At 60.9% G+C, this 19,667-nt stretch carries 21 protein-coding genes and 1 other RNA gene; 12 read left to right on the forward strand and 10 right to left on the reverse strand.

What is annotated here, in order from left to right:
- Positions 1 to 179 precede the first annotated feature (179 nt).
- The gene (locus tag CFBP1590_RS01125) at positions 180 to 1,157 is read right to left on the reverse strand and encodes an NADPH:quinone oxidoreductase family protein (RefSeq protein ID WP_088234321.1); all 978 of its coding nucleotides are present in this window, start codon (positions 1,155 to 1,157) and stop codon (positions 180 to 182) included.
- A 142-nt stretch (positions 1,158 to 1,299) separates the two neighbouring features.
- Between CFBP1590_RS01125 and CFBP1590_RS01130 the strand changes: the two genes are divergently transcribed.
- The gene (locus CFBP1590_RS01130; protein ID WP_025996713.1) at positions 1,300 to 1,704 is read left to right on the forward strand and encodes a flagellar basal body-associated protein FliL; all 405 of its coding nucleotides are present in this window, start codon (positions 1,300 to 1,302) and stop codon (positions 1,702 to 1,704) included.
- Between the two features lie 6 nt (positions 1,705 to 1,710).
- Here the strand turns inward: CFBP1590_RS01130 and CFBP1590_RS01135 are convergent, their stop codons facing one another.
- The gene (locus CFBP1590_RS01135; RefSeq protein ID WP_029242922.1) at positions 1,711 to 2,160 is read right to left on the reverse strand and encodes an EVE domain-containing protein; all 450 of its coding nucleotides are present in this window, start codon (positions 2,158 to 2,160) and stop codon (positions 1,711 to 1,713) included.
- Between the two features lie 184 nt (positions 2,161 to 2,344).
- On the opposite strand from CFBP1590_RS01135, the gene CFBP1590_RS01140 reads away from it, so the two are divergent.
- Positions 2,345 to 2,497 carry a hypothetical protein gene (locus CFBP1590_RS01140; protein ID WP_032633160.1) on the forward strand — a complete coding sequence of 51 codons (153 nt, stop codon included), beginning with the start codon at positions 2,345 to 2,347 and terminating at the stop codon, positions 2,495 to 2,497.
- 65 nt (positions 2,498 to 2,562) lie between these two features.
- Here CFBP1590_RS01140 and CFBP1590_RS01145 read toward each other — a convergent pair whose 3' ends face one another.
- The 4 genes from CFBP1590_RS01145 to CFBP1590_RS01160 form a co-directional block, all read right to left on the reverse strand.
- A complete protein-coding gene (locus CFBP1590_RS01145) occupies positions 2,563 to 3,174 on the reverse strand; it encodes a 5-formyltetrahydrofolate cyclo-ligase (protein WP_088234322.1) in 612 nt (203 codons plus the stop codon).
- Between the two features lie 103 nt (positions 3,175 to 3,277).
- Positions 3,278 to 3,456, reverse strand: a non-coding RNA gene (gene ssrS, locus CFBP1590_RS01150) — 6S RNA.
- Between the two features lie 30 nt (positions 3,457 to 3,486).
- Complete coding sequence (locus CFBP1590_RS01155) at positions 3,487 to 3,816, reverse strand: cell division protein ZapA (RefSeq protein ID WP_004886792.1); 330 nt, start codon at positions 3,814 to 3,816, stop codon at positions 3,487 to 3,489.
- Positions 3,813 to 4,022, reverse strand: coding sequence for a TIGR02449 family protein (locus CFBP1590_RS01160; protein WP_004886787.1), 210 nt, complete (start codon positions 4,020 to 4,022; stop codon positions 3,813 to 3,815). The genes CFBP1590_RS01155 and CFBP1590_RS01160 overlap by 4 nt, the downstream gene beginning before the upstream one ends.
- Before the next feature lie 149 nt (positions 4,023 to 4,171).
- Between CFBP1590_RS01160 and CFBP1590_RS01165 the strand changes: the two genes are divergently transcribed.
- From CFBP1590_RS01165 to gcvH, 8 genes are all read left to right on the forward strand, one after another.
- Positions 4,172 to 4,726, forward strand: a complete 555-nt coding sequence (locus CFBP1590_RS01165; RefSeq protein WP_004886783.1) for a YecA/YgfB family protein — start codon at positions 4,172 to 4,174, stop codon at positions 4,724 to 4,726.
- Positions 4,727 to 4,797: 71 nt separating this feature from the next.
- Entirely contained in the window at positions 4,798 to 6,132 is a 1,335-nt protein-coding gene (gene pepP, locus CFBP1590_RS01170) for a Xaa-Pro aminopeptidase (protein WP_088234323.1), read from the forward strand.
- Positions 6,129 to 7,316 carry a 2-octaprenyl-6-methoxyphenyl hydroxylase gene (gene ubiH, locus CFBP1590_RS01175; RefSeq protein ID WP_088234324.1) on the forward strand — a complete coding sequence of 396 codons (1,188 nt, stop codon included), beginning with the start codon at positions 6,129 to 6,131 and terminating at the stop codon, positions 7,314 to 7,316. Before pepP ends, ubiH begins: the two co-directional genes overlap by 4 nt.
- Positions 7,317 to 7,365: 49 nt before the next feature.
- Entirely contained in the window at positions 7,366 to 8,586 is a 1,221-nt protein-coding gene (locus tag CFBP1590_RS01180) for a 2-octaprenyl-3-methyl-6-methoxy-1,4-benzoquinol hydroxylase (RefSeq protein WP_004886775.1), read from the forward strand.
- A 355-nt stretch (positions 8,587 to 8,941) separates the two neighbouring features.
- Positions 8,942 to 9,943: an extracellular solute-binding protein gene (locus tag CFBP1590_RS01185; protein WP_029242926.1), complete on the forward strand. Its 1,002-nt coding sequence runs from the start codon at positions 8,942 to 8,944 to the stop codon at positions 9,941 to 9,943.
- A 150-nt stretch (positions 9,944 to 10,093) separates the two neighbouring features.
- Positions 10,094 to 11,710 (forward strand): ABC transporter permease, encoded by a 1,617-nt coding sequence (locus CFBP1590_RS01190; RefSeq protein WP_088234325.1) that lies wholly within the window; start codon positions 10,094 to 10,096, stop codon positions 11,708 to 11,710.
- Positions 11,711 to 11,864: 154 nt separating this feature from the next.
- Entirely contained in the window at positions 11,865 to 12,947 is a 1,083-nt protein-coding gene (gcvT, locus tag CFBP1590_RS01195; RefSeq protein WP_088234326.1) for a glycine cleavage system aminomethyltransferase GcvT, read from the forward strand.
- 47 nt (positions 12,948 to 12,994) lie between these two features.
- Positions 12,995 to 13,381: a glycine cleavage system protein GcvH gene (gene gcvH, locus CFBP1590_RS01200; protein WP_088234327.1), complete on the forward strand. Its 387-nt coding sequence runs from the start codon at positions 12,995 to 12,997 to the stop codon at positions 13,379 to 13,381.
- A 51-nt stretch (positions 13,382 to 13,432) separates the two neighbouring features.
- Here the strand turns inward: gcvH and CFBP1590_RS01205 are convergent, their stop codons facing one another.
- From CFBP1590_RS01205 to CFBP1590_RS01215, 3 genes are all read right to left on the reverse strand, one after another.
- The gene (locus tag CFBP1590_RS01205; RefSeq protein WP_004880598.1) at positions 13,433 to 13,753 is read right to left on the reverse strand and encodes a DUF2388 domain-containing protein; all 321 of its coding nucleotides are present in this window, start codon (positions 13,751 to 13,753) and stop codon (positions 13,433 to 13,435) included.
- 141 nt (positions 13,754 to 13,894) lie between these two features.
- The gene (gene tfpB / locus CFBP1590_RS01210; protein WP_004880596.1) at positions 13,895 to 15,679 is read right to left on the reverse strand and encodes a type IV pilus assembly ATPase TfpB; all 1,785 of its coding nucleotides are present in this window, start codon (positions 15,677 to 15,679) and stop codon (positions 13,895 to 13,897) included.
- Between the two features lie 110 nt (positions 15,680 to 15,789).
- The gene (locus tag CFBP1590_RS01215; RefSeq protein WP_088234328.1) at positions 15,790 to 16,137 is read right to left on the reverse strand and encodes an ACT-like domain-containing protein; all 348 of its coding nucleotides are present in this window, start codon (positions 16,135 to 16,137) and stop codon (positions 15,790 to 15,792) included.
- A gap of 127 nt (positions 16,138 to 16,264) precedes the next feature.
- Between CFBP1590_RS01215 and CFBP1590_RS01220 the strand changes: the two genes are divergently transcribed.
- Positions 16,265 to 16,732 (forward strand): Lrp/AsnC family transcriptional regulator, encoded by a 468-nt coding sequence (locus tag CFBP1590_RS01220; protein WP_069142707.1) that lies wholly within the window; start codon positions 16,265 to 16,267, stop codon positions 16,730 to 16,732.
- A 166-nt stretch (positions 16,733 to 16,898) separates the two neighbouring features.
- On the opposite strand, the gene CFBP1590_RS01225 is transcribed toward CFBP1590_RS01220, so the two are convergent.
- Positions 16,899 to 18,266: a CYTH domain-containing protein gene (locus CFBP1590_RS01225; RefSeq protein WP_088234329.1), complete on the reverse strand. Its 1,368-nt coding sequence runs from the start codon at positions 18,264 to 18,266 to the stop codon at positions 16,899 to 16,901.
- A gap of 162 nt (positions 18,267 to 18,428) precedes the next feature.
- On the opposite strand from CFBP1590_RS01225, the gene argE reads away from it, so the two are divergent.
- Complete coding sequence (gene argE, locus CFBP1590_RS01230) at positions 18,429 to 19,577, forward strand: acetylornithine deacetylase (protein WP_025996700.1); 1,149 nt, start codon at positions 18,429 to 18,431, stop codon at positions 19,575 to 19,577.
- Positions 19,578 to 19,667 lie beyond the last annotated feature (90 nt).

Genomic DNA, 19,667 nt, shown 5'->3' on the forward strand with positions numbered 1-19,667 from the left:
GAGTGCGTTCAGGGCAACACCTATTCCCTTTGTTGCCTCAGGCCCCAGCATCGCTTCCGCTGTACGTACTGATTCTGATGCCAGCCTTAGGGCTTCCTTGGGTAAAACACTGAGATTTAGTACCTGACAAATATAGTTATTATTTAACGTGCGGTGGGCTAGCTCACGTAATTAAGCTTTTAACTGAGCGACACCACCACCTTCCCCACAGCCCGCCTTTGCCCCAACGCATCAATCGCCTCCCCAGCCCGCTCCAGCGGATAGACCTGCGACACCAGCGGCTTCAGCTTCCCTTCCTCAAACCACGCAAACAGCTGCTTGAAGTTCGCGGCGTTATCCTGCGGCTGGCGCTGTGCAAAGGAGCCCCAGAACACCCCCACCACCGAAGCGCCTTTGAGCAGGGCCAGGTTGACTGGCAGTTCGGGAATGCGGCCGCTGGCGAAGCCGACGACCAGCAGGCGTCCGTTCCAGGCGATGGCGCGGATGGCCTGGTCGAAGAGGTCGCCGCCGACCGGGTCGTAGATCACGTCGGCGCCGTTGCCGTTGGTGAGGCGTTTGATTTCATCCTTGAGGCTGGTGTCGGTGTAGTTGATGAGTTCGTCGGCGCCTGCGTTTTTGGCGACTTCGAGTTTCTCTGCCGAGCTTGCAGCGGCGATGACGCGTGCACCCAGCGCCTTGCCGATTTCTACCGCAGCCAGGCCGACGCCGCCGGATGCGCCGAGCACCAGCAGGGTTTCGCCGGGCTGCAGGTTGGCGCGTTGCTTGAGGGCGTGCATCGAGGTGCCATAGGTCATGCTGAAGGCGGCGGCTATGGTGAAGTCCATGCTTTCGGGAATGGGCAACACGTTGTAGTTCGGCACGGCGACCTGCTCGGCGAAGCTGCCCCAGCCAGTGAGGGCCATGACGCGGTCGCCGGGTTTGAGGTGGGTGACTTTTTCCCCGACCGTCGAGATCACGCCGGCTGCTTCGCCGCCTGGTGAAAAGGGGAAGGGCGGCTTGAACTGGTATTTACCTTCTATGATGAGGGTGTCTGGAAAGTTGACCCCGGCGGCGTGGACGTCGAGCAGGATTTCGTTCTTCTTGATGTCAGGCGCAGGGATATCTTCGAGCACCAGCGTGCTGGCGGGGCCGAAGGCTTTGCACAAGAGGGCTTTCATCGGGGCTATTCCTTTTCCAGAGATGGCCGATAAAGTCAGTTAAGCGGGTGTGCGGGTCAATGAGCATGACTCGGCCTGATAAGTACACATAAGCTATATCGGCTGTATAAGCTATGCGGCAAACCGAATTAAGGAGTGGACTGTGAAAGCGTGGATTCTGATGTTACTGGCCTTGTCGTTGCCCGTCATGGCGCAGGAAGAAGCCAAGGAAGAAGGTCCGCCCAAGGCGGCCTATGTTTCCCTGACACCACCGTTCGTGGGCAATTACGCGCTGGATGGCGGCCCCAAGCTGCGCGTCTACAAGGCTGACATCGCCCTGCGTGTCACCGGTGCCGACGCTGAAGCGGCTGTGAAGCGCAACGATGCGCTGATCCGCAATCAGTTGGTGTCGCTGTTCACCCAGCAGACCGTGGACAGCATGAGCAGCGCCGAAGCGAAGGAAAACATTCGTCAGGAAGCGCTCAAGCAGGTCCAGCGCGTCATGAACGATGAAGAGGGCAAGCCGGTCGTTGAGGACCTGCTGTTCAACAACTTCATCGTCCAGTAAGCCCGATCAGCGCAACGCCAGAATCGCCGCCCATTGTTCGGCGGTGACCGGCATGACCGAAAGTCGGCTACCCTTCTGCACCAGAGGCAGTTGTTCCAGCTGACTTTGCTGTTTCAGGTAGCCGAGGCCGAGCACTTTGCCGAAGTGTTCCACGAACTCCACGTCGATGGCGCTCCATGGATTCTTTTCGGGTGTGGCTTTGGCGTCGTGGTAATGACTGTCAGGGTCCAGCGCGGTAGGGTCGGGGTAAGCGGCTTCAGTGATCTTCGCGATCCCCGCTATGCCTGGCTCGGGGCAGCTGGAATGGTAAAAAAAGAATTCATCACCAACCGCCATGGACCTGATGAAGTTGCGTGCCTGATAGTTGCGCACACCGTCCCAGCGGGTCTTGCCCAGACGTTGCAAGTCGCTGATCGAAAGCTCGTCGGGCTCGGACTTCATCAGCCAATAGGCCATTACGGGTTGCTCCTCGAGTGATAAGTTCATGTGAGTTTGATGACAAACCGACAGTCGGTTGGCGCCAGCATTTGCGTACTGGATCACGTTATCGCAGAATGCCGCCCTTTAAGCACCACGCTGCTGCACGGCTCTTAGAAAACCGCTGCTGACACCGTATTGATTTGCCTAAGGAGGGCAGTCAATGAAACGCAAGCCTGATTTACTCTGGATTCTGGTCGTATTGTTTGGCTTGGGTGTCGTGACAACCGGTTATGCGCAGAGCCTGTGGACAAGCAAGGAAGACATGCCCGTCGAGATTACCCAGCAACAACAGAAAGTGCCCGGTCGGCACTGATTCTCCCCTCGATACGCCCCCTCTCGCTCTGACCGCTATACGCCTTCGCCACGAAGCCTGACCGGTCAGAGTGCCTGAGCCAGATACCAGCGCTTGTCCGATACCGTACCCTGCAACGGGACATCCCAGCTGGCCTGCGCCAATCGCTCCACCTTCTGACATTCATGCGCCAGACCGAGCAGCACCGGCTTGCGCCATGTGCTTCTGCGCGCCCGGTACGCAAGGCTGCGGTCATAGAAGCCGCCACCCATGCCCAGACGCCCGCCTTCGTCATCGAATCCCACCAGCGGCATTAGCACCAGATCGAGCGCCCAGATCCTGCGCTGTTTTGCGCGATTGATACGCGGCTCGGGAATGCGGAAGCGGTTGGGCTTGAATTTCTCGCCGGGGCGCACGCGCTGAAAGACCATGCGGGTTCTTGGCCAGGCATTGAGAACCGGCAGGTACGTCGCCTTGCCGCGCCGCTGCGCCGCACGCAGCAACAGGCGGGGGTCGATCTCGCCGTCCATGGGCAGGTACATCGAGACATGTCGGGCGCGTCGGAACAAGGGATGCTGCGCCAGTTGCCGATAGAGGCCACGGGCGGCTTCACGTTGCTGGCTGCGGGTCAGGGATCGACGGGCCTTGCGCAGTTGGCGACGCAATTGCGGGCGTGAGAGTGAAGGTGCGCTGGTCATGAGCGAGAGGTCATGCAGGCTGATCCGGAAGATTGATCCTTGAGGTGCGTATCAAGGCGGGATCGTCATTGCCAGGCAGTTGGGCTGGCAATGGATTGAATGAGGACTCCCCGACGAACCGCTGTCGGTGTAGCCCTTGAACCCGAAAGTTCAAGGTGGAGATTGCAGGAGGTTTTAAGGCTTTCCGTCGAGCGGACATGCACACCAACCCCAACGTGCAACCCCCGTGGTTGTGCGTATCGGCTCAGGGACATGACCGACTGGCAAGCACTCCAGGGAGCGGCGCAAGTATACAGAAATGCCCCGAAATAATCAGCCCCGTGTTGAATCCGGTGTGCCGGGCGTGTCGGTGGCGAGCACCAGATCGACCTTGTCGAGCAGATCGCGAACCTGTTCACGGGTCGACCCGCTGGCCTGTACGTCAGGCAGATCCTGCTTGTGCAGCAGGTCGTGAGTGATATTCAGAGCGGCCATTACCGCAATGCGATCGGCACCGATGACTTTGCCGCTGCTACGGATTTCTCGCATCTTTCCATCCAGGTAGCGGGCAGCGCTGACCAGATTGGTGCGCTCTTCCTGAGGGCAGATGATGGAATATTCCTTGTCGAGGATCTGAACGGTCACGCTGTTGCCATTACTCATGAGTCTTGCTCCAAAGCTTTGAGGCGCGAAATCATTGACTCGACCTTCTGCCGGGCGATTTCGTTCTTTTCAATGAGGTGGGCGCGTTCCTCGCGCCAGGACTTTTCCTGAGCTAATAGGAGTGCGTTTTGGGATTTAAGTTGCTCGGCGTGCCTGAGCAGCAGCTCCACTCGTTTCATCAGCGCTTGCAGGTCGGTGTCTTCCATTGTTTTCCACTGAGTACTTTCTGATGAATGGCAGGGGTGTCGTGTTCACGCTCAAGCCCAAACCGTCGCGTTGATGATCTTGGCGCGCGGATAGTCTAGGATACAAGGCCTTCATTCTAGACATTGCGCCGTTTGGCGACTAGCTACCCATGCCCATTCAGAATTCTCCGTACAAAGCATTCGCCACTCTGCTCAACGGCAGTGGCCATCCGGTTTCTCCCGCTGAACTTCATGGCCTGCTGCTGGGCCGCAGCTGCGCGGGCGCAGGCTTCGACAACGAAGGCTGGTTTGCCGACGCCTCTGTGCTGCTCGAAACCGAGCCGGAAGACAACGTCCGCCAAGCGCTGATCGGCCTGCAGGAAATGGTCAAGGGCGAACTCACCAGCGACGACATGACCGTGGTCCTGTTGCTGCCGGGCGACGACGAGCCGCTGGCCGACCGCGCTGCTGCGCTGGGTCAGTGGTGTCAGGGTTTCCTGTCGGGCTTCGGTCTGGCAGCGGGTGACAAGGTGCTGAGCATCGAGGCAACCGAAGTTCTGCAGGATCTGGCCGCCATTGCCCAGGTTCAGGACGCGCTGGAAGAGTCCGAGGACGGCGAAACCGATTACATGGAAGTCATGGAATACCTGCGCGTTGCGCCGCTGCTGCTGTTCACCGAGTGCAACAAGCCCGCCACGCCGGAACCCAAGCCTTCCCTGCACTGATTGCCCATCATTGCGTATCGGTTGATGCCCAAGGCTTGGACCGATGCGCGCCATCAGGACATACGTTGCCGATGATCCATATACCCAAGGCCGAATACGCCCGCCGACGCAAAGCCCTGATGGCCCAGATGGAGCCCAACAGCATTGCGATTCTGCCGGCTGCGGCTGTGGCGATTCGCAATCGTGATGTCGAGCACGTCTATCGTCAGGACAGTGATTTTCAGTACCTGAGTGGTTTTCCGGAACCGGAAGCCGTGGTCGTGCTGATTCCGGGCCGTGAATATGGCGAGTACGTGCTGTTCTGCCGCGAACGCAATGCCGAGCGCGAGCTGTGGGAAGGTCTGCGTGCCGGGCAGGAAGGCGCGATTCGTGATTTCGGCGCGGACGATGCGTTTCCGATCAGCGATATCGACGACATCCTGCCAGGGCTGATCGAAGGCCGAGACCGGGTGTACTCGGCGATGGGCAGCAACCCTGAGTTCGATCGCCACCTGATGGAGTGGATCAACGTGATCCGGTCCAAGGCGCACCTGGGCGCACAGCCGCCCAACGAATTTGTCGCGCTGGATCATCTGCTGCATGACATGCGCCTGTACAAGTCGGCCGCCGAGATCAAGGTGATGCGCGGCGCCGCACAGATTTCTGCGCGTGCTCACGTGCGGGCGATGCAGGCCTGCCGGGCCGGGCTGCATGAGTTCAGCCTTGAAGCCGAGCTGGATTACGAATTCCGCAAAGGCGGCGCGAAGATGCCAGCCTACGGCTCCATTGTCGCCTCGGGCCGCAACGCCTGCATCCTGCATTACCAGCAGAACGACGCGGCCCTCAAGGACGGCGATCTGGTGCTGATCGACGCCGGTTGCGAAATCGACTGTTACGCCAGCGATATCACGCGCACTTTTCCGGTCAGTGGCACGTTCTCGCCGGAACAGAAGGCCATCTACGAACTCGTGCTCAAATCCCAGTACGCGGCCTTCGAGGCCATCGGTCCGGGCAAGCACTGGAACCAGGCGCATGAAGCGACGGTCCAGGTAATTACCGCCGGGCTTGTCGAGCTGGGTCTGTTGCAGGGCGACGTGAACCAGTTGATTGAAGACGAAGCCTACAAGGCGTTCTACATGCACCGGGCCGGGCACTGGCTGGGCATGGACGTGCACGATGTGGGCGAATACAAGGTCGGCGGAGAATGGCGCGTACTGGAAGTCGGCATGGCGCTGACCGTGGAACCCGGCATTTACGTGTCTCCTGACAATCTGAATGTCGCAAAGAAATGGCGAGGTATCGGCGTGCGTATCGAGGACGACGTGGTGGTAACCAAGAAAGGCTGTGAATTGCTTTCCGGCGACGTACCCAAGACAGTGGCCGAGATCGAAGCACTGATGGCCGCCTCACGGGTTCAGGCAGCATGAGCCGTTTCAACATAGCCATCGTCGGTGGCGGACTGGTCGGCGCGAGCCTTGCGCTTGCATTGCAGGCAGGCGCCAAGGCACGTGGCTGGAAAATCGTTCTGATCGAACCGTTCGCGCCGGGCGAAACGTATCAGCCCAGCTATGACGCCCGATCTTCGGCGCTGTCGTTTGGGGCGCGTCGTATTTATGAGCGTCTTGGCGTCTGGCAGCAGATCTCGCGCCGGGCCGAGCCGATCCTGCAGATTCAGGTGTCCGACCGTGGCCGCTTCGGCGCGACGCGTCTGTCGGCCATCGAGGAAGGCGTGCCTGCACTCGGTTACGTGGTTGAAAACGCCTGGCTGGGGCAGTGCCTGTGGGCCGGGCTGGACCGTGACGTCGTCAGCTGGCGCGTGCCCGCCGAGGTGCGCAGCATGCAGCCGTTGGCGGATGGGTATCGCCTGACGCTGGCCGACGAAACGGAACTGGAATGCGATCTTGCTGTGCTGGCTGACGGCGGCCGCTCCAGTCTGCGCGAGCAATTGGGCATCGGTGTACGGCAGACGCCCTATGATCAGAGCGCGTTGATCGCCAACATCACACCGAGCGAAGCTCACTGCGGTCAGGCGTTCGAACGCTTTACAGATGACGGCCCGATGGCCCTGCTGCCATTGCCGGACAATCGTTGCGCCTTGGTCTGGACGCGTCGTGGCAATGACACCCAGCGTCTCGCCGAGCTGGACGACCGCAGTTTTCTGGAAGAGCTGCAGGGCGTGTTCGGCTACCGCCTCGGCACCTTGCGTCAGGTCGGCACGCGGCATGTGTATCCGCTGGCGCTGGTGGAAGCCGAAGAGCAGGTGCGCTCGCATCTGGTGATTCTCGGCAACGCCGCGCACAGCCTGCACCCGATTGCCGGGCAGGGTTTCAACCTGTCGCTGCGCGATGCCGATGCGCTCGCTGAGACGCTGCTCGACAGCGACGCGGCGCTGGGTGATCTGGCTACGCTGCAGATCTATCGTGAGCGTCAACGTGCCGATCAGCAATTGACCGTGGGTTTCAGTGACAAAGTGACGCGCCTGTTCGGCAGCACGCAGTCGGCGGTGACCACAGGTCGCAACCTCGGTCTGCTGGGGCTGGACCTGCTGCCCACCGCCAAGCGCTGGTTTGCCCGTCAAGCGATGGGCCTAGGGACACGAACCGATGTCTGAGCCAGGCACTTTCAACACGGCTGCGGCCGCAAGCGGAAACGGTGTAAACATGGAAACGCGTGCAGATGTGCTGATCGTCGGTGCCGGCATGGTCGGCAGCGCCCTTGCGCTCGCCCTGCAAGGCAGCGGCCTGGACGTCATCGTGGTCGATGGCGGGGCGTTGAGCGTCAAGCCGTTTGACGCGGACTCCACGTTCGAACCGCGGGTCAGTGCCCTGTCGGCGGCCAGTCAGCGGATTCTGCAGCGCCTCGACGTGTGGGAAGGCATCGCCGGGCGGCGCGTCAGCCCCTACAGCCACATGCATGTGTGGGACGGCAGCGGCACCGGGCAGATCCACTTCTCCGCCTCCAGCGTGCACGCCGATGTGCTCGGTCACATCGTCGAAAACCGTGTGGTTCAGGACGCATTGCTCGACCGCCTGCATGACAGCGATATCGGCCTGTTGGCCAACGCGCGGCTGGAGCAGATGCGCTATTCCGGCGATGACTGGCTGCTGACCCTGTCTGACGGCCACAAACTACGCGCTCCGCTGGTCGTGGCTGCCGATGGCGCGAACTCCGCCGTGCGCCGTCTGACCGGCACGCCGACACGCGAATGGGATTACCTGCACAACGCAATCGTGACCAGCGTGCGCACGGCCGAACCGAACAGAAAGACCGCCTGGCAACGTTTCACCGACGAAGGGCCGCTGGCGTTTCTGCCGCTTGATCGCGAAGGCGAGCATTGGAGCTCGATTGTCTGGTCGGTGACGCCGGCCGAATCCGAGCGGCTGATGGCAGTGACCGATGAAGTGTTCTGCAAGGAGCTTGAACAGGCGTTTGAAGGGCGTCTGGGCCAGGTGCTGGCAGTCGATGCACGTTTGTGTGTCCCGCTGCGTCAGCGCCACGCCAAACGCTACGTCGCCAAGGGCCTTGCCCTGATCGGCGACGCGGCGCACACCATTCACCCGCTGGCCGGGCAGGGCGTGAACCTCGGGTTTCTCGACGCCGCCGTGCTGGCGGAAGTATTGACTCATGCAGCGGCACGCGGCGAGTTGCTGTCGGACGTGCGCGTGCTGGGTCGCTACGAGCGCCGCCGCATGCCGCACAACCTGGCGCTGATGGCCGCGATGGAAGGCTTTGAGCGTCTGTTTCAGGCTGATCCACTGCCACTGCGCTGGCTACGCAACACCGGGCTCAAGGTGGTCAACAAGCTGCCGGAAGCCAAGGCACTGTTCGTCCGCGAGGCGCTGGGGTTGTCGGGCGATTTGCCGGAGCTGGCGAGGTTGTAAGGTATTGGCGGATCGTTACCACGCAGGGCGCTCATCGTTATACACAAATCGACATGAAGGAATGCGGTACTGAAAGTGGGAGCGGACTTGTCCGCGAATACTGAGTTTCAGACGCTGCATCTTCGTCGGATGTACTAACTTTTCGCGGACAAGTCCGCTCCCACGGTCGTAACCGTGCCCGCTCCAAACGCTTATCGCGACTTGTGTATAACGCAGAGCGCAGAGCATGGGCACGATCAGTCTTCCAAACGCGTTCTGTCTGCAACATCCAGTAACGCCTCCAGCGCCTCTTCGATTGAGATAGCAAATGGGATTCACTACCATTTCGCCTCATTTGCGAACGCGAGATACCTTCATGCAGGCAAGCAAGCGTCTTCTGGCTGCTCTGACACTGACTCTGCTGGGCGGCACTGCTCAGGCGGCCGACGAAGTGGTGGTGTATTCCTCCCGCATCGACGAGCTGATCAAGCCGGTGTTCGATGCCTACACCGCCAAGACCGGCGTGAAGATCAAGTTCATCACCGACAAGGAAGCGCCACTGATGCAGCGCATCAAGGCCGAGGGCGAGAACGCGACCGCCGACCTGTTGTTGACCGTCGACGCAGGCAACCTCTGGCAGGCCGAGCAGATGGGCATCCTCCAGCCGTTCACCTCGCCGGTCATCGAAGCCAACATTCCGCCGCAATATCGCTCGTCCACCCGTGGATGGACCGGCTTGAGTCTGCGGGCGCGGACCATTGCCTACTCGACGGACCGTGTGAAGCCCGCTGAACTGACGACCTACGAAGCGCTTGCCGACAAGAACTGGGAAGGCCGTCTGTGCCTGCGCACGGCCAAGAAGGTCTACAACCAGTCACTGACCGCCACGCTGATCGAGACCCACGGTGCCGAAGCGTCCGAGAAGATTCTCAAGGGCTGGGTCAACAACCTTTCCACCGACGTGTTCTCCGACGACATCGCCGTGCTTGAAGCAATCAATGCCGGGCAGTGCGACGTGGGTATCGTCAACACCTACTACTACGGCCGTCTGCACAAGCAGAACCCGGATCTGGCAGTGAAGCTGTTCTGGCCGAACCAGGCCGACCGTGGCGTGCACGTCAACCTGTCGGGTATTGGTCTGACCAAATACGCGCCACACCCGGACGCCGCCAAGGCGCTGGTTGAATGGATGACCGGCCCTGAGGCGCAGAAGATCTTCTCCAGCGTGAACCAGGAATTCCCGGCCAACCCTAAGGTGGCGCCTTCCGATGAAGTGGCGAGCTGGGGCGAGTTCAAGGCCGATACCATTCCTGTCGAGGTGGCGGGCAAGCGTCAGGCAGAAGCCATTCGCATGATGGATCGCGCGGGCTGGAATTGATTTAATACGCGACCTCTGATCGTTCACTCTGCGTGGTAATGCCGCTCAGGACGCTCTGCATCCGCTCTCGAATGTGACGCGGAGCGTCACGGGCTGCATGCCCACGCGGAGCGTAGGCACGATCATTCCTTTACCGACTTCGAGAACCCCTTGGCCCATCCTGCCCAACGCCGCTGGTATCCACTGGTCTTTGCCATCGCCGCGCTGGTGCTGTTGCCGCTGAGCGTGTTGCTGCTTTCCTGGCAAAGCATCAATCAGCAGATCTGGTCGCACCTGCTCGACACCCAGATGACGCGTCTGCTGGGCAACACCTTGATTCTGGTCGTTGGCGTCGGCGTGGGTGTGACACTGCTGGGTGTGAGCATGGCGTGGCTGACCAGTCTGTGCGAGTTTCCGGGACGGCGCTGGCTCGACTGGGCGTTGATGCTGCCTTTTGCGATTCCGGCCTATGTGCTCGCCTTCGTCTTCGTCGGTCTGCTGGACTTTTCCGGCCCGGTGCAGACGCTGATGCGCGAATGGTTTGGCAGCGGCCTGCGGCTGCCCCGGGTGCGCTCCACGGGCGGGGTGATCATCGTTCTGGTGCTGGTGTTCTATCCCTACGTCTACCTGCTGGCACGCACGGCGTTTCTGGCGCAGGGCAAAGGCCTGATGGAAGCGGCACGTGTGCTTGGGCAATCGCCGTTGCAGGCCTTCTGGCGCGTGGCCTTACCGATGGCACGCCCGGCCATTGGTGCGGGTGTGGCGCTCGCGTTGATGGAAACACTGGCGGATTTCGGAGCCGTATCAGTGTTCAATTTCGACACCTTCACCACCGCCATCTACAAGACCTGGTACGGGTTCTTCAGCCTGTCCAGCGCGGCGCAACTGGCCAGCCTGCTGTTGTTGGCGGTGCTGATCCTGCTGTATGGCGAACGTCGTGCGAGAGGCGCGAGCCGTGCGACCAACGAGCGCCCGCGAGGCAAGGCGCTTTATCACCTGCGCGGGCTCAAGGCACTGGCTGCGACGTTCTGGTGTGGGCTGGTGTTTCTCTGCGCGTTTGTCGTGCCCGTGCTGCAACTGGTGGTCTGGGTCTGGCAGCGGGGCCGCTTCGATCTGGACGAGCGTTACACCGGTCTGATCCTGCATACCCTGTATCTGGGCGGCATGGCGGCGTTGATTACCGTCAGCGCCGCGCTGGTGCTGGCTTTCGCACGGCGCATGGCGCCCACACCTGCGATCCGTTCGGGCGTGAGCCTGGCCAATCTGGGCTATGCGTTGCCGGGGTCGGTGCTGGCGGTGTCGATCATGCTGGCGTTCAGTTACCTGGACCGCGAACTGGTCATCCCCTTGTCGGGCTGGCTCGGCGGAGCGGGCAAGCCACTGCTGCTGGGCAGTCTGTCTGCCTTGCTGCTGGCCTATCTGGTGCGTTTCATCGCTGTGGCCTTCGGTCCACTGGAAAACAGTCTTTCGCGTATCCGTCCTTCGCTGCCTGAAGCAGCGCGCAGTCTGGGTGTCAGCGGACCGAAGTTGTTTCTCAACGTGTATCTGCCATTGCTGGTTCCAGGTGCCTTGAGTGCCGCGCTGCTGGTGTTCGTTGACGTGCTCAAGGAAATGCCGGCGACCCTTCTGATGCGCCCCTTTGGCTGGGATACGCTGGCCGTGCGCATTTTCGAGATGACCAGTGAAGGCGAGTGGGCGCGCGCTGCATTGCCCGCCCTGACGCTGGTGCTGGTCGGCCTGTTGCCCGTCATCGGGCTGATTCGCCGCTCTGCCCGTCAGATTAGCTAGGTGCGGGGCCATCACCTTGCGGCTACAATGCGCCGCAATTGGTGCGGTCTGTCAGACAATTCGACACGCTTTATTGGTTGCAAACCCCGACTCAGCGGGGGGCTTGCCGTGATGTGTCTGCCCGCACCTTCGCCACGCCCGGAAGGAGAAACCCATGGGACAGCGTACCCCACTCTTTGACCTGCACCTCGCGCTCGGCGCGAAGATGGTCGATTTTGGTGGTTGGGACATGCCGTTGCATTACGGATCGCAGGTCGAGGAACACCATCAGGTGCGTCGCGACTGTGGGGTCTTCGATGTCTCGCATATGAACGTGATCGATGTGCGCGGCAGTCAGGCCAAGGCCTGGCTGCGTTACCTGCTGGCCAATGACGTCGACAGGCTCAAGACGCCGGGTCGGGCCCTGTACAGCGCCATGCTCGACAATCATGGCGGCATCATCGATGACATGATCGTCTACCTCACGACCAGCGGTTATCGGCTGGTCGTCAATGCGGCGACCGGCGCCAAGGACTTCGCCTGGATGCAGTCCAGGCTGGAAGGGTTCGACGTGCAACTGGTCGAGCGCAGTGAGATGGCCATGCTGGCGATTCAGGGGCCACAGGCCCGAATCAGAATCGCCGAGTTGGTCACCAGTGCCCGTGCCGATCTGATTCGCCAGCTCAAACCTTTCGAAGGCCATGACAACGCTGACTGGTTCATCGCCCGCACCGGCTACACCGGCGAAGACGGGCTGGAAATCATGTTGCCTGCCGAGCAGGCTCCGGGTTTCTTCAATGAGCTGGTCGGTGCCGGTATTTCCCCGATTGGCCTGGGCGCGCGCGATACCCTTCGCCTCGAGGCTGGCATGAACCTGTACGGTCAGGATATCGACGAAAACGCTTCGCCGCTGGTGTCGAACATGGCCTGGAGCATTGCGTGGGAGCCGGCCGAACGTGATTTCATTGGACGTCAGGCGCTTGAGGCCGAGCGAGCCAAGGGCATCGCCTCCAAGCTGGTGGGACTGGTGCTTGAGGAGCGCGGTGTGTTGCGCGCCCGACAGGTGGTCCGCATCGCAGAAATTGGCGAAGGAGAGATAACCAGTGGTAGTTTCTCTCCTACGCTGAGCAAGTCGATTGCTCTGGCACGCGTTCCGATGGCCACCGCTGACCGCGCCGAGGTCGAAATCCGCGGCAAATGGTACCCGGTGAGGGTCGTGCAGCCAGCGTTTGTGCGTCATGGCAAAGCCCTGATCTAACCTAATCTGGCGGGTTTTCCGCTGACCCCGATGTTGAGGATGACTAAATGAGCAATATTCCCGCCGAACTGCGTTTCGCCGAAAGCCATGAATGGGCGCGTCTGGAAGCTGATGGCACCGTAACAGTCGGTATCTCGGATCACGCACAGGAAGCGTTGGGCGATGTCGTTTTCGTCGAGCTGCCGGAAATCGGCAAAACCTTCGCGGCTGGTGATGCTGCAGGCGTTGTCGAGTCGGTCAAGGCCGCTTCGGATATCTACTCGCCAGTTGCCGGCGAAGTGATTGCTGTGAATGACGATCTGCAAGGCACGCCAGAAGGGCTCAACAACGATCCTCATGCTTCCTGGATCTTCAAACTCAAGCCGGTCGACGCGACAGGTGATCTGGCAAAACTGCTGGATGCTGCGGGTTACAAAAGCGCCATCGGCGAGTAAACGCCGGACAAAAAAATGCCGCTCGATCGAGCGGCTTTTTTTTGAGGGCAATTACTGGTTTTCGGCAACCAGATTCTTGTCCAGGATCGCGTTGGCCAGTTCCATGTCGGTAGCCTTAAGGCCCGGGTTGTCCTGACGAACCTGCTGGATGGCAGCTTCCAGGAACGGGCCTCGGATACCGCCGTCGCTGGCAACAAAGCTGCCTGCGTCGTCCTGAGCGGCAACGATCAGCTTGTGATCCTTGAAGGTCAGGTAAGTCGAGCCAGTGGTGGCACCCGAGGAAATCACGTTACGCCAAAAGGTGTCAGCCATCGCTGAACCCATCGGGATGGAAAGCAAGGCAACGGTGGCGACAGCAAACTTGAGACGCATGGTGAGGTACTCCAACTGTGGTTGTTCTAACGGGTTGGATAGCCAAAGCCACGTACTAGTTCAATCAATGTGTACCAGCTTGTTCACTTTAGCCGCCGCGTGCCCTGCCAGCTCCGCCTCAGGTGTTGCGGCTTCACGCTTTCAGCGCTGTTCGCTTTGCGGTGTCACGCGCAGCACCTCTTCAATAGTAGTCAATCCGGCAGACACTTTCTGAGCACCGGACAGACGCAGACTGCGTGTGCCTTCCTTGAAGGCCTGCCTGCGCATGGCCGTGAGGTCCAGGTCCGCGCTGATCAGCGACTTGACTGCGTCTGACATCACCATGATCTCGTACACCCCGGCACGCCCCCTGTAGCCGGTTTCGCGGCATTCCACGCAACCCACGGCCTGATGCGCGCCGGATGGCACAGGCGCCTGCCAAGGGCGTGTCAGGGTCTGCCAGTCGGTCTCGTTCAGGTTGATCGGCGCCTTGCAGTGCGGGCACAGGGTGCGCACCAGACGCTGGGCCATGACACCCAAAATCGTCGCCTTGAGCAAATAGTGTGGCACGCCGAGCTCCAGCATCCGGCTGATGGCGCTGGGCGCGTCGTTGGTGTGCAGGGTCGACAGCACCAGGTGACCGGTCAGCGCTGCCTGAATCGCCATTTCGGCAGTTTCCAGGTCGCGAATCTCGCCGATCATGATGATATCCGGGTCCTGTCGCATCAGCGCGCGCACCCCGCTGGCGAAATTCAAGTCAATGTTGTGCTGGACCTGCATCTGATTGAACGCCGGCTCCACCATCTCGATCGGGTCTTCGATGGTGCAGAGGTTGACCTCCGAGGTCGCCAGCTTCTTGAGCGTGGTGTACAGCGTCGTGGTCTTGCCGGAACCGGTCGGGCCGGTCACCAGAATGATGCCGTTCGGCTGGCGGGTCATTTCCTGCCAGCGCCGCAGGTCATCGCTCGAGAAGCCCAACTGGTCGAAGTCCTTGAGCAGCACCTCGGGGTCGAAGATCCGCATCACCATCTTTTCGCCGAACGCCGTGGGCAGCGTCGACAGGCGCAATTCCACCTCGCCACCCTCCGGGGTCGTAGTCTTCACCCGGCCATCCTGCGGCTTGCGTTTTTCGGCAACGTTCATCCGTCCCAGGCTCTTCAGGCGGCTGACAATCGCCATGACCACCTGCGGCGGAAACTGGTAGACGTTGTGCAGCACCCCGTCGATGCGAAAGCGTACCGTGCCCTGTTCGCGCCGGGGTTCGATGTGGATATCGCTGGCGCGCTGCTGGAATGCGTACTGGAACAGCCAGTCGACGATGTTGACGATGTGCGCGTCGTTGGCATCGGGTTCCTGATCGCTGGCGCCGAGCTTGAGCAACTGTTCGAAGTTGCCCATGTTGCTGACTTTCTGTTCGGTGGCGCTGGCGCCGCTGACCGATTTCGCCAGCCTGAAGAACTCCACCCCGACGCGCTGGATGTCTATCGGGTTGGCGACCACGCGTTTGATCTGCAGCTTCAGCACGTGCTCCAGATCGGCTTCCCAGGCGCGCACATAAGGCTGCGAACTGGCGATGGTGACCGATTCGCGATCAACGGCCACGGCCAGGATCTTGTGGCGCTGGGCGAAGGCGTAAGACATCAGCGGCGTAACGGCCGCGACGTTGATCTTCAGCGGGTCGATGCGCATGTAGGGCTGACCACAGGCGTTGGCCAGCCAGGCGGTCAGCGTTTCGAGGTCGAGCTTCTTGCCGGGACGTTTCAGGTCATCGAACTGCTGGCTGGCCAGAAAGGCGAGCGGATGCAGTTGAATGTTCGCGGCGCTGCGCCGCTGGGTGACCGCTGTTTCTGCGTCGTCCTGACTGAGCAAGCCTTGGGCGACCAGATCACGGAGTACATCGTTCAGATCGAGCCAGCGATCCTGTGAAGACGGGGCCAGGGATGCCATGCACGCTCCTTAAGGCAGTTCATCATCGGAAGATGAACAAGACTAGCTGCCAAGCGTGCCAGTGTTGGGCCTTCTATGCGACCGGGAATTTCCAAAAGGCCTTTCTGGATTCAGCCGGCAGCCAGCGCGACGAAGGTTTCTGCGGGCTGCAGCGATTCGCTGTGCGTCAGCTCGACCGAGCACACATCGATCAGATTGCGCATTTTTTCACCAATGACGCCCGCCCGGTGCCAGCTCAATCCGTCGACCTGCACGTCGATGGCCAGCAGTCCGTTCTCTCGCGTTACCTCGATGTGGCAGGGCGTCAGGTACTGCATCGCGAACAGGTTCAGCACTTGGCACAACAGCGCAGGTTCTGCCTCGGCGAGGATCTGATAGCGCACACAGCAGGTGTGGCTGGCGGACGACCAACTGTCGGGGCGGTGTGCAGGGGTGAGAACGGTTTCGAGCATGGGCATGCCGGTTTCTCCTGTGCGATTAAGAGAAATTCTTGCACGCGCAAAAAGAAATATCTGGTCAATGATGGAATGAATTACGCTTGTTTTGACTTGTTAATGCGTGACTGATGCTTCTGGAGAATTGTTTATGTCTGTCGAGCTGGATGCCTATGATCGCAGGATTCTTGCCCTGCTCCAGGAGGATGCATCGCTGTCCAGCGCGCAGATCGCCGAGCAGGTCGGATTGTCGCAGTCGCCCTGCTGGCGTCGCATTCAGCGGCTCAAGGACGAAGGTGTGATCCGGCGGCAGGTCGCTTTGCTGGATCGCAAGAAGATCGGTCTGAATACGCAGATATTCGCCGAGGTGAAACTCAATGCGCACGGGCGCTCGAACTTCACCGAATTTACCGACTCGATTCGCGGTTTTCCTGAGGTGCTGGAGTGCTATGTGCTGATGGGGTCGGTGGATTTTCTGCTGCGCATCGTGACGCCCGACATTGAGGCGTACGAGCGGTTTTTCTTCGAGAAACTGTCGCTGGTGCCGGGGATTCAGGAGGTGAATTCGACCGTGGCGTTGTCGGAAATCAAGTCTACGACGAGCTTGCCGTTGCGGTGAGGAACGACATCCGTGAAACGCCTCGGATCGGACGCGGAGCGTCCTGAGAGGCATTCCCACGCAGAGCGTGCGGAACGATCAGTGTGGTGGAGATTGATCGTGCCCACGCTCTGCGCGGGCATGCAGCCCGTGACGCTCTGCGTCACAGTCCGCAGCGTGCGCGCTGTTACAAACGCAACAAGGTCTTCCAGGCGCGGCCCTGGAACACGGTCAGTGCCTGATGCACGCGAGCGTCCAGCACTTCGTCGCTGATGTCCTGATGAGCCAGTTCTTCCAGTTTTCTCAGCTCGCCATACAGACGATCAAGGTCCGGCAGGTCCAGCGCACCACGTGCCCAGTGCAGCCAGGACTGGATGCGCTCGATGCGTGGCAGCTGTTCGGCCAGGTCTTCCGGCTGCTGCTGGTAACGACCCAATTGCAGCGAGGTGGCTTCGTCGGCCAGCAAGCGTGGCAGCCAGCTGGCCAGCAGCGCGGCGCCCTGACGGTTGCCACGGTTGTTGCGCTCCGTGGTCCAGCTGCGTTCCAGCAACCAGCGCGAGGTGTTCAGCGAGAACTCGCCCCAACGGGTGTCCTGCAACTCTTCAAGAAACTGCTCGTGAGCGGCAGCGCGCACGTCGCCGTCTTCCTGACCGGCCAGCACCAGCGGACGCCAGTCTTCCAGCAAGGCGTCCAGCGCCGAACGCAGTTGAGCGGTCGATGCGCGTGGTGCGGCTTGGCCAAGGCTGCTGGTCAGTGCACGCAGTTCGGCGAGCAGCTCGACCCAGTCCTGCAGCAGACGCCAGTGGCCGTTGAAACGGTACTGCTCGGCCAGACGCTGGCTGCTGCCGAGCAGATGCCAGGCCAGTGCCGAGTAAGCGTCGTCCAGCGGCGTTTCTGCCGTCAGTTCAGGCGCCGCGAGGCTCAGCGAGTAGCTGCTGGCGTCGAGCAGGCGATAGCCGCGCTCGGCCTTGCTGATGTCGCAGGGCATCAACGGCAGGGTTGCCGCCAGTTCGGCAGCCAGTTCCAGCAACGCAGCAGGCTCGCCTTCACGCAGCTCAAGCTCCAGCTCGCAGATTTCTTCCTTCTGCTTGCCCGCCACCACCTGGCCCAGATCCAGCGCGGCTTCGATCACGACCTTGGCCTTGCCACGGCCCCAGGCGATTTCAGCTTTCTCGCGCACGAAATCGGTGGTGAACAGCGGCTTGATGGTTTTCTTGTCCAGCCCGGCCAGTTGCTCGGGCCAGCAATCGCCTTCCAGCTTCTTGAGGTCCAGCTTGGCCTTGGGCAGGTCCCAGTTGTACTCATTGCGCTCGGACAGACCGGCCACGCTCTGACCACGGGTCTTCATGGTCTGGATGATCTGATCACCGTCGCGGCGGATGCGCAGGGCAACCTTGGCGTGGGCCAGCTCACGCTCGGGCGTATCGAAATACTGGTTCGACAGCTCGAGGCGCTCCCAGCCACTTTTGTTGCGCTTCTTGAGCAACGGGTGTTCACGCAGTGCAGCGAGGGTCTCGCGGCTGACGCGGAGTTTGATTTCTGTTTCTTTTTGCATGGCCGGGGGAATCCAAACGCTTGAGCTGATATCGGGAGCGCAGCCCGTGACTGAATGGCTGCTGAGTGCGGCAGTGTACAGGACATGGCCCGTAACGGTTTATTCCTGGGTCGTTATGACCCTATGATGGGGCGTGTTTCGACCCGATTACAGGAAGCGCCCATGCCCTTGCCGTCCATGAAAGACCAGTTTGCAGCCTTGATCGCTGCGCCGTCGGTAAGCTGCACCCAGCCTTCCCTGGACCAGTCCAATCGTCCTGTCATCGACCTGCTGGCCGGATGGCTCGGCGATCTGGGGTTCGCCTGCGACATTCAACAAGTGTCGCCCGGCAAGTTCAATCTGCTGGCGACCTTCGGCACAGGTCCCGGCGGTCTGGTACTGGCTGGCCACAGCGACACCGTGCCGTTCGACGAGGCCTTGTGGAAAACCGATCCCTTGAAGCTCACCGAAGTGGACGGGCGCTGGGTCGGTCTGGGCAGTTGCGACATGAAAGGGTTTTTCGCGCTGGTGATCGAAGCCGTGCGCGGCCTGCTGGATCAGCCGTTCAAGCAACCGCTGCTGATCCTCGCCACCTGCGACGAAGAAAGCTCCATGGCCGGCGCGCGGGCGCTGGCCGACGCAGGTCGCCCGCTGGGTCGTGCCGCAGTGATCGGCGAGCCGACCGGGCTCAAGCCGATTCGCATGCACAAAGGCGTGATGATGGAGCGCATCGATATTCTCGGGCGCAGCGGCCACTCGTCCGACCCGAGTCTGGGCCACAGCGCGCTGGAGGCCATGCATGACGCCATCAGCGAGCTCAAGGGGCTGCGCAAGCAATGGCAGCTCGAATACCGCAATCCTCAGTTCACCGTGCCGCAGCCGACGCTGAACCTGGGCTGCATCCACGGCGGTGACAACCCCAACCGGATCTGCGGCCAGTGCTCGCTGGAATTCGACCTGCGGCCGTTGCCCGGCATGGACCCGGATATGCTGCGCGCAGCAATCCGGCAGAAGCTGCAACCGCTCGCCGAAATGCATCAGGTGAAGATCGATTACGCACCGCTGTTCCCGGAGTGCGCCCCTTTTGAACAGGTCGCGGACGCAGAACTGGTGCGTGTAGCTGAACGACTGACCGGTCATACGGCGGCTGCGGTAGCATTTGGCACCGAAGCGCCTTATCTTCAGCGCCTTGGCTGCGAGACACTGGTGCTGGGTCCGGGCGACATTGCCTGTGCGCATCAGCCGGGGGAATACCTCGAAATGTCACGCCTGGAGCCTACAGTGCATCTGTTACGCCAGTTGATCGAACATTATTGCCTGACCCCGCAGTGAGGCGGGTCGGATAACCTTGAAAAGGAGAGTGCGCGTGTTGCCAAGCCTGTTCCGACGATAACCGCCCAGCGTTGTGCGTGTTTCTGCCCT

Source organism: Pseudomonas viridiflava (assembly GCF_900184295.1).
Lineage (GTDB): Bacteria > Pseudomonadota > Gammaproteobacteria > Pseudomonadales > Pseudomonadaceae > Aquipseudomonas > Aquipseudomonas viridiflava.

Excerpts from the sequence above, each read along its gene's own strand:
- CFBP1590_RS01125 (WP_088234321.1), bottom strand. The coding sequence starts at position 1,157 with ATGAAAGCCCTCTTGTGCAAAGCCTTCGGCCCCGCCAGCACGCTGGTG.
- CFBP1590_RS01135 (WP_029242922.1), bottom strand. The coding sequence starts at position 2,160 with ATGGCCTATTGGCTGATGAAGTCCGAGCCCGACGAGCTTTCGATCAGC.
- CFBP1590_RS01140 (WP_032633160.1), top strand. The coding sequence starts at position 2,345 with ATGAAACGCAAGCCTGATTTACTCTGGATTCTGGTCGTATTGTTTGGC.
- CFBP1590_RS01145 (WP_088234322.1), bottom strand. The coding sequence starts at position 3,174 with ATGACCAGCGCACCTTCACTCTCACGCCCGCAATTGCGTCGCCAACTG.
- CFBP1590_RS01155 (WP_004886792.1), bottom strand. The coding sequence starts at position 3,816 with ATGAGTAATGGCAACAGCGTGACCGTTCAGATCCTCGACAAGGAATAT.
- CFBP1590_RS01160 (WP_004886787.1), bottom strand. The coding sequence starts at position 4,022 with ATGGAAGACACCGACCTGCAAGCGCTGATGAAACGAGTGGAGCTGCTG.
- CFBP1590_RS01165 (WP_004886783.1), top strand. The coding sequence starts at position 4,172 with ATGCCCATTCAGAATTCTCCGTACAAAGCATTCGCCACTCTGCTCAAC.
- pepP (WP_088234323.1), top strand. The coding sequence starts at position 4,798 with ATGATCCATATACCCAAGGCCGAATACGCCCGCCGACGCAAAGCCCTG.
- ubiH (WP_088234324.1), top strand. The coding sequence starts at position 6,129 with ATGAGCCGTTTCAACATAGCCATCGTCGGTGGCGGACTGGTCGGCGCG.
- CFBP1590_RS01180 (WP_004886775.1), top strand. The coding sequence starts at position 7,366 with ATGGAAACGCGTGCAGATGTGCTGATCGTCGGTGCCGGCATGGTCGGC.
- CFBP1590_RS01185 (WP_029242926.1), top strand. The coding sequence starts at position 8,942 with ATGCAGGCAAGCAAGCGTCTTCTGGCTGCTCTGACACTGACTCTGCTG.
- gcvT (WP_088234326.1), top strand. The coding sequence starts at position 11,865 with ATGGGACAGCGTACCCCACTCTTTGACCTGCACCTCGCGCTCGGCGCG.
- gcvH (WP_088234327.1), top strand. The coding sequence starts at position 12,995 with ATGAGCAATATTCCCGCCGAACTGCGTTTCGCCGAAAGCCATGAATGG.
- CFBP1590_RS01205 (WP_004880598.1), bottom strand. The coding sequence starts at position 13,753 with ATGCGTCTCAAGTTTGCTGTCGCCACCGTTGCCTTGCTTTCCATCCCG.
- tfpB (WP_004880596.1), bottom strand. The coding sequence starts at position 15,679 with ATGGCATCCCTGGCCCCGTCTTCACAGGATCGCTGGCTCGATCTGAAC.
- CFBP1590_RS01215 (WP_088234328.1), bottom strand. The coding sequence starts at position 16,137 with ATGCCCATGCTCGAAACCGTTCTCACCCCTGCACACCGCCCCGACAGT.
- CFBP1590_RS01220 (WP_069142707.1), top strand. The coding sequence starts at position 16,265 with ATGTCTGTCGAGCTGGATGCCTATGATCGCAGGATTCTTGCCCTGCTC.
- CFBP1590_RS01225 (WP_088234329.1), bottom strand. The coding sequence starts at position 18,266 with ATGCAAAAAGAAACAGAAATCAAACTCCGCGTCAGCCGCGAGACCCTC.
- argE (WP_025996700.1), top strand. The coding sequence starts at position 18,429 with ATGCCCTTGCCGTCCATGAAAGACCAGTTTGCAGCCTTGATCGCTGCG.